We start from the raw sequence: 12205 nt of genomic DNA on the forward strand, positions 1-12205 counted from the left end.
CAGGTTGCCGTTGGCGTCGTAGGTGAATGTGGTGCTGCGGCCCGGTTCGGTGATGCTGGCGGGCAGGCGCAGGGTGGGATGCCAGGTGGTGGCGATGGTGCGCGCTTGCGGGGTGCCGGCGGCCTCGGTGCGGCTGGTTTCGAGGTTGCGGCTCAGGTCGTAGACGTAGGTGGTGCTGATGCCATTGAAGTCGCTGCGCGTGCTCACGTTGCCATTGGCGTCGTACGTCAAAGCACTGTTGGCTGCGTTACATCCCGCGCCGCCGGGCTGACTATTTCCGACCGGCAGGGAAGCCCCTACCATCGTTTTGAACGTATATCTACGAGTAGTTCCTAACGGGTCCTTTTCATCGGTCCAACGTAGAGTCCCATCGACGCCATATGTAAGCGTTACCCGCCCCACACCTTGTGCGTGTTCCGAACTGATGGCCCGCAATTGGCCGTCATAAGTCCAAGCAGCAAACACAGTGCCGGACTCATCAATAAGCGACTTAAGAAGAAAGGACTGCCTACCCGTTCCGTATGTGTAGCGACGACTGCTTCCATCCGCATAGAGCACTTTGGCTAAGCCACCCAAGGAATTGTATTCGAAATTGACAGCCTCCCCATCTTTATCAATCGAACCTAACCTTCCTCTCAAATATTGAAAAACCAGCACTTCCCCACGGTCGTTGGATACTTGGAAAATCTTGCCATCACTTCCATATTGAATAGTGGTTTTTAGGTAATTTCCATCTTCGACACTTAGCAAGGCTCCTTTGCCGTTATAACGCTCCACTTGCGTTCCATTAGACAATTCAAAGCCATCTGGACTGATTCTCATCGAGAATCCTTCCTTCATTGGAGCTCCCATGGCCGCTCCACTCAAACTAAAGGCAAAGCTCTTACCATCGTCTCGTTCAGCTAAATAGTATGCAACAGTTTCACCAACCAGCTTAACAATCCAGTCGGGGTCGATATCATTTCGCGGAGGTGGGTTGAAGTGCGTTTGATAGACGGGAACAATCTTTCTTACAAAGGAGTGACGCCATCCACCACCAATTCCAACATTTCTCGAATCATAACTGTTATAGTACCGGTCGAAGCGCAGGCCTTTCCTGCTTGCAATATCATTTTCAATTTGGTATTTATTTCCCATTGCAGTATTGATTGGATTTCCGGAGCATACATCAGGCGCCCCCAAATCAGGGTCGGCAGTATATGGCCCCGTGCAGGGATATGTTGAGCATGGCGTTAATGGGCTGCACCCCCCTTTTGCCAAGCTCAAATACGAACCTTCATTACACATCGGACGACACTGATTGCTTGCCTGACCTAAATAATAATCAGCGGGGCACTCGCACCAAGCAGAGTTTCCATCTCCCTTGATCGACAACGATCGAATGCCCCCTGTATGAGCCGCCTGGCATGATGCTTGATAAGAAAAATTCCCACTGTGGATACATGTCTGACTGGTTCTCGCCCCCACCCAAGTGGCCGTATTGCGATAGGTGTCTACTTTCGTTAGGGAAAATATCCAATCACTCAAATAACATGGATACTGCGGATTATATAGTTCAATATTTGGAATCAATGTTTGCTTTGCGGCCTCTGGGCTGGAAACCACAACCGAATTAAACCCCAGCCAACCCGGTTCAATACGCTCCGCCTCAGCAAAAGATAAATTTGAAATTAACGCAAAAACTGAAAAAATCAGCACTTTATAATATTTAATATTTTTCATTCAAAAACAAAGCCTATCAGCATAATCAGAAAGAAGAGGGGGTGAGTTACCAAGCCCACTTTTCAGGGGGAGGGTCCGCACAGCAAATAGCAAGATTACTATAAAAATTGGGCATTTCTTACAAAAGAATCGTACAAATCTGCGGAAATAACATAAATTTGTTGTAAGTCATAATGTGCGCTCTTCGTTATGAGCTCTGCACAGCCACGGCTCAACGCAGCGTCAAACTCATAAGTCAGCACCACGGCAACTCGCCCAAACTGCCTGCCACCGTCGCGATAGCCAAGCAGATGCCGCTTCGCCCATGGGCTCTGCGCGCTCTACGTTCTTTGGTCGATGAGCCTGGATGAGTTCCGACCATTCCCACGACCTATGGCAATCCCGCACGGCAGAATGTCTCAAGCCCCACTCAAGGGGCAGCACGGAGATCCTGGTAAGAGTCGCGAAACATGTCGGGAGGAGGCATATGGCAACTCATCCCCACGCCTCGCTGCCAGAAGAGCTTGTTTAGCTGTTCTGGAGAACGGCGGATCACCGTTGTCATAACTCCTGTTACCGCTCCGCTCGCCGCTCTACCCACTCCTCCACCCAATGCACCACCCGCAGCACCGCCAGGATCAGCAACGTCACCGTCACCGCCAGTACATGCTGGCGCAGGGCCACGGCGATGCCGACGGCGGCGGCCATCAGCAGGCCGGCGGCGGTGGTCAGGCCGTGGATGCCGGTGCCGCTGCCATTGCGAAAGATGGTGCCGGCGCCCAGGAAGCTCACCCCGGTGATGACGGCGCCCATGATGCGGATCGGGTCGGTGTTGACCAGTTCGCGCATCTCGCTATCGCGATAGTGGGCAAGCAGGGTGTCGCCCAGCCCCACCAGCAAAGCGGCGGCGCCGGCAACCAGCATGTGGGTGCGCAGGCCGGCCGGTTTGTCGGCCGCTTCGCGCTCCAGGCCGATCAGCCCGCCCAGCAGCATCGCTAGCGCCACTTCGGCCAGGATGCTCAGTTGCGATAGATAGAGCGGGTCCATCACACCCCCGGCTGTGTAGGAATTGCAGTGCTTTGCAAATTGGGATGGTGCTGCGGGGCGGCCAGGGGTGGTGATTGCAGGGTGGCCAGCAACGCCAGTACGGCAAAGACCATGGCATAACCGGCGTGGCCGGCACCGCGTGCCAACGGCAGCGGCACGGCCACGGAGCGGGGGGATTTCATGGGTAATGGGCGCATCGGTATCTCTCCCTTCCAATTGGTAAAAAAGAAACATCGAAGCGGAAAAAGCAATTAACAAGCCAGCATTCCGTACCCCGCAAAATTGCTGGCACGAAAACTGCTCATCCCCATTGCCTGCCCTGCCCTCGCAATTTCAAGGGGCAATGCAAATCGACCCATTCGAAAAACAGAAAGGAGATATGTCATGTCGCTGAGCCTGATTATTCTGATCGTGCTGGTATTGCTGCTGGTTGGTGCCTTCCCCGCGTGGCCGCATAGCCGGGGCTGGGGCTATGGCCCGACGGGCATCGTCGGCGTGCTGCTCCTGATCCTGGTGGTGCTGATGCTGACCGGAAGCCTGTAGCGGCACGGCTTGCCACGCACCAGGACGGCGGACCGCGATGCGGTCCGCCGTTTTTCGTGGTGACGCTCCTACAGCACCGTCGCCCTTTTTCCTACACCAATATCAGTCCCGCCTTGAATCCGCCTTCATGCCCCGCTGCATTACCGTGGAGGCTGGTGGGACAAGTCGAATGAATCATTCCCGCCGATTGCCATGAATGTGAATGCGCAATTGGCGGCAAATAAGGAAATCCAATTTCCGCCCGCTGCGATTTCGCTTTTTTTCTTTAAAAGCGCATATCAGCCATTTCCCCTTCCCCACCGCCATCGGCGATTTGCCGGACGCCAATCAATCTGGAAAAAACAATGAGTCTTCACGTACTGATGGTGGCTGCCGAAGCGGTGCCGCTCGCCAAGACCGGCGGCCTGGGCGATATGGTGGGTGCGTTCGCACCCGCGCTGCATCGGTCGGATGTGCGCGTCACGTTGATGTTGCCCGGCTGGCCCGAGGCGTTGGCGGCGGTGGGCGATGCCCGCGAAGTGGCACGCTTCGACGATCTGCCGGGTGGGCCGGCCACGTTACTGGCTGCCACGCTGCCGGGCACCGATGTACCGCTGCTGTTGTTGCGCAACGATGCGCTGTTTGGCCGTGAAGGGCCGCTCTATGTCGATGCCGATGGCCAGGAATACGCCGATAACCCGCTGCGCTTCGGCGCCTTCTGCCGCGCCGCCGCGCGCGTGGCCGCCGGGTTGCCCGGCCTGCCGGCAGTGGACGTGGTTCACGCCCACGACTGGCACGCGGGCCTGGTGCCGCTGTTCGTGCGCGAAACCGGCGCCCCGGTGCGCACGCTGTTCACCATCCACAACCTGGCGTTCCAGGGCAATTACCCGCTGGCGTGGATGGATACGCTCGATCTGCCCGCCGAGGCGCGCGGTAGCGAAGGCTGCGAGTTCTGGGGCCAGCTCAGCTTCGTCAAGGCCGGGCTGGTCTATGCCGATCGTCTCAATACCGTGAGCCCCAGCCATGCTCGCGAGATCGTCACGCCCGAAGCCGGACACGGCATGGATGGCGTGCTGCGCCCGCGTGCCGATCGGCTGAGTGGCATCCTCAATGGCATCGATACCGGCGTGTGGAACCCGGCCCTCGATCCACTGCTGCCGAAAGGCTTCAGCGCCGCCGATCCCGCCGGCAAGCATCGCTGCAAGGCCGCGCTGCAACACCGTCTCGGCCTGCCGGAAGATGCCTTCGCACCCGTGGTGGCGCTGGGCAGCCGCCTGACGCACCAGAAGATGGCAGACGTCGCCCTGGAAGCGCTGCCGTTTCTGCTCAACCGCTATCCGCGTCTGCAAGTGGCCGTGCTCGGCTGCGGCCAGCCACAGTACGAGCAGGGCTTTCGCATGCTGCAACAACGCTACCCGCGCCGCGTGGTGGTGCATATCGGCTACACCGAGGCACTGGCCCACCTGCTGCACGGCGGCGCCAACATCCTGTTGCACGGCAGCCGCTTCGAGCCGTGCGGCCTTGCCCCGCTATATGCCATGCGCTACGGCACGATCCCGGTTGCGTCACGCGTCGGCGGGCTGGCCGACACCATCGCCGATCCGGTCGAGCACGACCCGCAGGTCGCGCGCGCCAACGGCTTTCTGTTCGACGGCGCCGAGCCCGCCGCCATGGTGGAAGCCGTCGAACGCGCGCTCGCCGCGTATTCGCAACCGCGCGTGTGGCGCCAGTTACAACGCAATGCCATGCAGGCCGACTTCGGCTGGCAGCCATCGGTCGCACATTACCTGGCGCTGTACGCCGGCCTGATCGGCCCGCGTCCGGAAACCGCTTCGCGTCAGGCCACCGCCTGATTCCCTTCGCCCCGAGGACCTCCCATGCCGCATACCCTTCCCGATCGACTCGACACCGGCCGCCCCTATCCGATGGGGGCACACTGGGATGGCCAGGGCGTCAACTTCGCCGTGTTCTCCGCCAGCGCCACCATGATCGAGCTATGCGTGTTCGATGAACGCGGCCGCAAGGAGGTGGCGCGCTATCCGCTGCCGATGTGCACCGACGAGGTGTGGCATGGCTACCTGCCCGACGCCAAGCCGGGCCTGCTCTACGGCTACCGCGCACACGGCCCGTACGATCCCGCCAACGGTCATCGCTTCAACCCCAACAAACTGCTGCTCGACCCCTACGCACGCCGCATCATCGGCGACATCAAGTGGAGCCAGGCCGTGTTCGGCTACAAGCTGGGCGCGCACCGTGCCGACCTCAGCTTCGACAAACGCGACAGTGCGCATGCCATGCCGCGCAGCATGGTCGAGGGTGGGGGCTTCAACTGGAGCGGCGACAATGCGCCCGACGTGCCGTGGCGCGATACGGTGATCTACGAAACCCACGTGCGCGGGGTGTCGCAACGTCGGCCCGACCTGCCGGCACACAAGCGCGGCACCTTCGCCGCGCTGGCCGACCCGCGCTTCATCGACCACCTGCACAAGCTGGGCGTCACCGCGGTCGAGCTGTTGCCGGTGCAGGCGTTCACCCAGGATTCGTACCTGCTCGACAAAGGCCTGGCCAACTACTGGGGCTACAACACGCTCAGCTACTTCGCGCCGGAACCGCGCTACCTGTCGAACGGCTCGCTCGACGAAATCCGCACCGCCGTGCGCCGGCTGCACTCGGCCGGCATCGAAGTGATCCTGGACGTTGTCTACAACCATACCTGCGAAGGCAACGAGCGCGGCCCCACCCTGTCGTGGCGCGGCCTGGACAACGCCAGCTACTACCGCCTGATGCCGGATGAGCGCCGTTACTACATCAACGAAACCGGCTGCGGCAACACGCTCAACCTGTCGCACCCGCGCGTTTTGCAAATGGTGATGGATTCGCTGCGCCACTGGGTGGATGCCTACCACGTCGATGGCTTCCGTTTCGACCTGGGCTGCACGCTGGGGCGCGAAAGCTGGGGCTTCGACCCCGGCGCAGGCTTCTTCGACGCACTGAAGCAGGACCCGCAATTGTCGCGCCTCAAACTGATCAGCGAACCGTGGGATTGCGGCCCCGGCGGCTACGTGCTGGGCCAGCACCCGCCCGGCTTCGCCGAGTGGAACGACCAGTACCGCGATACCGTGCGCGCCTACTGGCGCGGCGACCCCGCCACCCGCGCGCCGCTGGCCGCGCGCCTGGCCGGCTCGGCCGATTACTTCGACAAACGGCACCGTAAGCCGTGGGCGTCGATCAACTTCATCACCGCGCACGATGGCTTCACCCTCGCCGACCTGGTGTCGTACAACGACAAGCACAACGACGCCAACGGCGAAGGCAACAACGACGGCCACAACGACAACCGCAGCAACAACTGGGGCGCCGAAGGCCCCACCGACGACGCCGACATCCGCCTTACCCGCGAGCGCGTCCAGCGCGCCATGCTGGGTACGCTGCTGCTATCCACCGGCACGCCAATGCTGCTGGGCGGCGACGAAATCAACCGCAGCCAGCAAGGCAACAACAACACCTACTGCCAGGACAACGAGCTATCGTGGTACGACTGGGCTGCCGCGCGCGGCGAGGAAGGCGCCAGCCTCACCCGCTACGTGGCACGGCTGATCGCGCTGCGCCGCGAATGCAAATCGCTGCGCGCGCTGGGCTTTCCGCACGGCGAAACCCAGACCCTGCCCGGCGTGGCCGACCTGGCGTTCTTCGACGAGCGCGGCCAGCCACTGTCGCAGGGCGACTGGGAGAACGGCGACGCCCGGGCGCTGGCGGTGCGCCGCTCCGGGGTGGACGAAGACGGCGACGGCACCGTGACGATGGTCCTGCTCAACGCCGGCCACGATTCGCTCCGCTTCGAGCTGCCTGACGGCCCGGATCTGCCGTGGCAGGTCGCGATCCAGAGTGCTTTCCCGGAACAGCCGAGCGCGCCACTGGGCAACGAGGACGGGCTGGAAGTACCGGCGCACAGCATGGCGCTGCTGCTGGCTTCGGTGCGCATCGATCAGGTGCCCGGCCCGCGCGTACGGGTACCCAAGGCCGAACCGGAAACGTATGACGATCACGAAGGCGATGCCGACGACGCGCCGGCCGAAGCCCACGCCGACGGCGCCCCGGAGAACGCGCCGGAGCCTGCATGAACGCACCGCAGCCCCTGCCCCTGCCTTTCGGCGCCGACTGCCTGACCGGCGAGCTGGCGCGCTTTCGCCTGTGGGCGCCCGACGCCGCTCGCGTCGCGCTGCAATTCGCCGATGGGCGCGTGCTGGCAATGACCGCCACGCCGCATGGGGGCCACGAGATCGATGCCCCCGCCCGCCCCGGCGAGCGCTACCGCTTCCTGGTGGATGGCCAGCCAGTGCCGGATCCGGCATCGCGCGCCCAGCAGGGCGGGCCAGACGGCTGGAGCGTTCTCACCGATCCCGATGCCTACGCTTGGGAAACTGGCGGCTGGTTAGGCCGCCCCTGGCTGGAAACGGTGATCTACGAACTGCATGTGGGTGCGTTCGGCGGCTTTGATGCCGTGCGCGAACACCTGCCGGCACTGGCGCAACTGGGCATCACCGCCATCGAACTGATGCCGCTGTCGGCATTTCCCGGCGCCCGTGGCTGGGGCTACGACGGCGTGCTGCCGTTCGCCCCGTTCGAAGGCTACGGCACGCCCGACCAGCTCAAGGCCCTGATCGACACCGCGCACCGCCATGGCGTGCAGGTATTCATTGATGTGGTCTACAACCACTTCGGCCCGGCCGGCAATTACCTGCACGGCTACGCACAGCCCTTCTTCCTCGACAACGGCAGCGGCTGGGGCAACCAGCTCAACACCGCCCACCCGGTGGTCAGCGCCTTTCTGGTGGCCAACGCACTGTACTGGTTGAATGAATTCCGCTGCGACGGCCTGCGGCTGGATGCCGCACACGCCATCGGCGACCACGCCTTCCTGCGCCACTTCGCCGAGCGTATCCGCGCCGGCGTGGAGGCGCGCCGCCATGTGCACCTGGTCCTGGAAAACGCCGACAACAGCGCCAGCCTGCTCGACACCGCGTATACCGCCCAGTGGAATGACGATGCCCATCACGCGCTACACGTGTTGCTCACCGGCGAAGCCACCGGCTACTACGCCGCCTATGCCGACGCTCCCGCCCGCCACCTGGCGCGCAGTCTGCGCGAAGGCTTCGTCTACCAGGGCGAACCGTTCGCCCCCTGGCAGGGTGCGCCGCGCGGCGAACCCTGCGGCCACCTGCCACCCACGGCTTTCGTCAATTGCCTGCAAAACCACGACCAGATCGGCAACCGAGCGCTGGGCGAACGGCTGACCACCCTGTGCGAACCCGCATCACTGAACGCCGCACTCGCCCTACTGCTGCTCACGCCACCGATCCCGATGTTGTTCATGGGTGAGGAATGGGGTGAAACCGCACCTTTCCTCTACTTCATCGACCATCAGCCGGAGCTGGCCGATGCCATCCGCAACGGCCGGCGCGCAGAATTCGCCGACTTTGCCGATTTCGCCGACCCGGCGCAGCGCGAACGCATTCCCGACCCGCAGGCTCCCGATACGTTCGCGCGCAGTTGCATCGATCCCAGCGCCCCGCGCAACGCCGCCGCGCGCGAACGGCTGGCCTTGGTTGGCCTGCTGCTCACCTTGCGCCGGGACTACCTGATTCCCGCGCTGCCCGGCTGCCAGGCGGTGCTGGCCGAACCGGCGGGCGAACGCGGCGTGCTGGCGCAATGGCGCCTGCGGGACGGCCGCCTGCTCACGGTCCTGGCCAACTTCGGCCCGGCGCTACCCATCGCGGCACTGCCGGCCGAACTACCCGACAACGGCCTGCTGTACCAGACGCCGCCCGACGCCACCGCCACCCTGGCTGAAGGCCACATCCCGGCACAGTGCTGCCTGATCTGGCTGAGCGACGGGGAGACCCTGCGATGAAAGCTGATCCAAGACTGGGTTTGAAGGCAAGTTCAAACCTTGACCCACAGAGAACAATGAGGACACAGAGCCACACAGAGCAACCCATTCCGTTCGGCATGAGGTCTTTCTTGTTGTTCTCTGGGGCTCGCCGTGCGCTCTGTGTCCGCAGTGGTTCAAGGTTTGAAATTGCTCCACCTTCCCACCCCCGCCGCACCCCGGAGCGAACCCATGCCTAAAGTCCGCGCTACCGTTCGCCTGCAACTGCACCGCGACTTCACTTTCCATCACGCCGCCGACCTGGTGGATTACTTCGCGAGCCTGGGCATCAGCCATCTGTACACCTCGCCGATCACCACCGCCGTGCCCGGCTCGCGGCATGGCTATGACGTGATCGACCCCACCCACGTCAACCCGGAACTCGGCGGGGAGGACGGGCTGGCGCATCTGGTCGCCGCGCTGCGCCAACGCGGCATGGGGCTGATCGTCGATATCGTGCCCAACCACATGGGCATCGATTGCGAACACAACCCGTGGTGGGTGGACGTGCTCACCTGGGGCGCGCGCAGCCGTCATGCCCATTGCTTCGACATCGACTGGCACTCGCCCACGCCCGGCCTCGCGGGCAAGGTGCTGCTGCCGATCCTGAGCGGGCACTATGCCGCGTTGCTGGAGGCAGGCGAACTGCTGCCGCGCTTCGACTGGGACACCGGCCACTTCTACCTCTGCTACGGCGAACGCCGCCTGCCGCTGTCGCCGGAAAGCCATGCCCGGTTGCTGCGCGACGGCCTGGGCGAAGCGGAGGGGCTGGCGCTGGCCGACCTGTTCGACGCTCTGGGTGGCCACGACACCCCCGAAGCGCTGACTGCCGCCGCGGCATTGGCGTGGCGCAAGCTGCGCGACTACGCCGCCACCGGCTCCGGCCGCGCCGACATCCTGGCCACGCTGGTCGCGCACGACCCGCGCAGCCCCGAAGCGATCGACCGCCTGCACGAGATACTGGAACAGCAGCACTACCGGCTGACGAGCTGGACCACGGCGTCGGACGCCATCAACTGGCGGCGCTTCTTTGCCGTGGATACATTGGCCGCGCTGCGCATCGAAGACCCCGCCGTATTCGAAGCCGTACACGCACTGATCTTCCGCTTGTACGCCGCCGGCCTGATCGATGGGGTTCGGGTCGATCACATCGACGGCCTGACCGACCCGGCCGGCTATTGCGCCGCGTTGCGGGCCCGCCTGACCACGCTGGCCGAACGCCGCCCGGCCCACGCTCCCGTCGGAGCACCCTGGCTGGTGGTGGAAAAAATCCTCGCCCCCGACGAAGCCATGCGCGACTGGCCAGTGGATGGCACCACCGGCTACGACTTCATGAACCAGGTGGGCCGGCTGCTGCACGACCCGGCCGGCGCTCAACCACTGGAAGCCGGCTGGGCCGCGTTGTCCGGGCTGGGTGATGCCGGCGATTTCGATGTGATGCGCCTCGCCGCGCGCCGCAAGATGCTGGTGGAGTGCTTTCCCAGCGAACTGGCGGCCGCCGCGCAGGCACTGGCCGACGTGGCCTGCTCGCGCCGCGCCACGCGCGATTATCCACCGCGCGCGCTGACCCGCGCACTGACCGAGCTGGTGGTGCATTTCCCGGTCTACCGCATCTATGCCCGCGACGACGCGCTGGACGGCGAAGACCGTCGCCAGCTCGATGCCGCCGTGCGCGCCGCACAGGCAACATTGCGCCCCATCGACCGCCCGGTGCTGCAACGCATCGCCGACTGGCTGGGCCGCGAACCGGCGCGCGACAGCGCCTTGCTGCACACGGCGCGCCGGCGCTTCCAGCAACTGACATCGCCAGTGGCCGCCAAGGCTATCGAAGATACCGCCTTCTACCGCCATGGCCGGCTGCTGTCGAGCAACGAAGTGGGCGGCGATCCCGCACGCTTCGCCGATGATCGCGATACCTTTCACGCCCTGGCCGCGCAGCGCGCCGAGCGTTATCCGAACGCGCAACTGGCCACCGCCACCCACGACCACAAGCGCGGGGAAGACCTGCGTGCGCGGCTGGCGGTGCTGAGCGAACACCATCGCGACACCCTGGCCGAACTGGCCGTATGGTGCGACGCCAACGCCGCGCTCAAGCGCGAGGTCGATGGCCTGCCCACTCCCGACCGCCCGGCCGAACTGATGCTGTACCAGACACTGATCGGCGCCTGGCCACCGGGATTGCGCGCCGACGACGCGCCGGGGCTGGCCGCGTTCGCTGAGCGCATCGTGCGCTGGCAGGAAAAGGCCGAGCGCGAAGCCAAGCAACGCACCGACTGGCTGACTCCGCACCCCGACTACGAAGCCGCCAGTCGCGCCTTCGTCGAAGCGCTGCTCCGGCCGGATAGCGAATTCGTGCGGCGGCTGGTGGCCTTCGTCGAACGCATCGCCGCCGCCGGCGCCTTGAACGCGCTGACACAGACCACGCTGCGCCTCACCGTGCCCGGTGTTCCCGATCTGTATCAGGGCACGGAGTTCTGGGATTTCAGCCTGGTGGACCCGGACAACCGCCGCCCAGTGGACTGGCACAGCCGCGAAGCCGCGCTGGCCTTGTTCGAGCGCCAGGGCACGCTGGCACCGCTGGTGGCGAGCTGGCAGGACGGCCGCATCAAGCAGGCACTGATCGCCCGGCTGCTGAACGCGCGGCGGCTGCATCCCGAACTGTTCACGCTGGGGCAGTACCTGCCGCTGGCCGCAAGCGGCCCGCTGGAGCGGCACCTACTGGCCTTCTCCCGGCTATACCAAGGCGACACGCTGGTGGTGATCGTGCCGCTGCACATGGCCGCGCTGCTGGATGGCGCCGCCGCGCCGACGCTGGACCCGGCGCACTGGGCCGACACCGAGGTGACACTGCCCGGTGACGGCCCATGGGAAGACGTACTGAACGGCCGGCGTTTCGACGCCACCGACCGCATCGCGCTGTCGGCAGTGCTCGACCCACTGCCGGTCGCCGTGCTTCGGCGCCACCGCGCATGACAACGCCAACAGGGCGATTCGACCTTCAGGCAC

At 64.0% G+C, this 12205-nt stretch carries 8 protein-coding genes; 5 read left to right on the forward strand and 3 right to left on the reverse strand.

The features are described from left to right. The 3 genes from FAZ21_RS14880 to FAZ21_RS14890 all read right to left on the reverse strand — a co-directional run. On the reverse strand, positions 1-1722 hold a 1722-nt coding region (locus tag FAZ21_RS14880), incomplete at its 3' end, for a DUF6531 domain-containing protein (RefSeq protein ID WP_136774235.1). Between the two features lie 552 nt (positions 1723-2274). Continuing rightward, the gene (locus FAZ21_RS14885; RefSeq protein WP_136774236.1) at positions 2275-2748 is read right to left on the reverse strand and encodes an MgtC/SapB family protein; all 474 of its coding nucleotides are present in this window, start codon (positions 2746-2748) and stop codon (positions 2275-2277) included. Continuing rightward, complete coding sequence (locus FAZ21_RS14890) at positions 2748-2945, reverse strand: hypothetical protein (protein WP_136774237.1); 198 nt, start codon at positions 2943-2945, stop codon at positions 2748-2750. The genes FAZ21_RS14885 and FAZ21_RS14890 overlap by 1 nt, the downstream gene beginning before the upstream one ends. A 187-nt stretch (positions 2946-3132) precedes the next feature. Here FAZ21_RS14890 and FAZ21_RS14895 point away from each other — a divergent pair, with 187 nt between their 5' ends. The 5 genes from FAZ21_RS14895 to treY all read left to right on the forward strand — a co-directional run bounded on the left by FAZ21_RS14895 (position 3133) and on the right by treY (position 12172). Beyond that, positions 3133-3291 (forward strand): DUF3309 family protein, encoded by a 159-nt coding sequence (locus tag FAZ21_RS14895; protein WP_136774238.1) that lies wholly within the window; start codon positions 3133-3135, stop codon positions 3289-3291. 344 nt (positions 3292-3635) lie between these two features. Continuing rightward, complete coding sequence (glgA, locus tag FAZ21_RS14900; protein WP_246038686.1) at positions 3636-5123, forward strand: glycogen synthase GlgA; 1488 nt, start codon at positions 3636-3638, stop codon at positions 5121-5123. A gap of 24 nt (positions 5124-5147) precedes the next feature. Beyond that, a complete protein-coding gene (gene glgX, locus FAZ21_RS14905; RefSeq protein ID WP_136774239.1) occupies positions 5148-7391 on the forward strand; it encodes a glycogen debranching protein GlgX in 2244 nt (747 codons plus the stop codon). Continuing rightward, positions 7388-9181 (forward strand): malto-oligosyltrehalose trehalohydrolase, encoded by a 1794-nt coding sequence (gene treZ, locus FAZ21_RS14910; protein ID WP_136774240.1) that lies wholly within the window; start codon positions 7388-7390, stop codon positions 9179-9181. The genes glgX and treZ overlap by 4 nt, the downstream gene beginning before the upstream one ends. Positions 9182-9391: 210 nt before the next feature. Beyond that, on the forward strand, positions 9392-12172 hold the full coding sequence (gene treY / locus FAZ21_RS14915) for a malto-oligosyltrehalose synthase (RefSeq protein WP_211243478.1): 2781 nt from the start codon (positions 9392-9394) through the stop codon (positions 12170-12172). Positions 12173-12205: the final 33 nt, after the last annotated feature.

It is taken from the genome of Chitiniphilus eburneus (assembly GCF_005048205.1).
GTDB lineage: Bacteria > Pseudomonadota > Gammaproteobacteria > Burkholderiales > Chitinibacteraceae > Chitiniphilus > Chitiniphilus eburneus.

What these genes read in the sequence shown, in the direction of transcription:
- FAZ21_RS14885 (WP_136774236.1), bottom strand. Translation starts at nt 2,748, where the DNA reads ATGGACCCGCTCTATCTATCGCAACTGAGCATCCTGGCCGAAGTGGCG.
- FAZ21_RS14890 (WP_136774237.1), bottom strand. Translation starts at nt 2,945, where the DNA reads ATGCGCCCATTACCCATGAAATCCCCCCGCTCCGTGGCCGTGCCGCTG.
- FAZ21_RS14895 (WP_136774238.1), top strand. Translation starts at nt 3,133, where the DNA reads ATGTCGCTGAGCCTGATTATTCTGATCGTGCTGGTATTGCTGCTGGTT.
- glgA (WP_246038686.1), top strand. Translation starts at nt 3,636, where the DNA reads ATGAGTCTTCACGTACTGATGGTGGCTGCCGAAGCGGTGCCGCTCGCC.
- glgX (WP_136774239.1), top strand. Translation starts at nt 5,148, where the DNA reads ATGCCGCATACCCTTCCCGATCGACTCGACACCGGCCGCCCCTATCCG.
- treZ (WP_136774240.1), top strand. Translation starts at nt 7,388, where the DNA reads ATGAACGCACCGCAGCCCCTGCCCCTGCCTTTCGGCGCCGACTGCCTG.
- treY (WP_211243478.1), top strand. Translation starts at nt 9,392, where the DNA reads ATGCCTAAAGTCCGCGCTACCGTTCGCCTGCAACTGCACCGCGACTTC.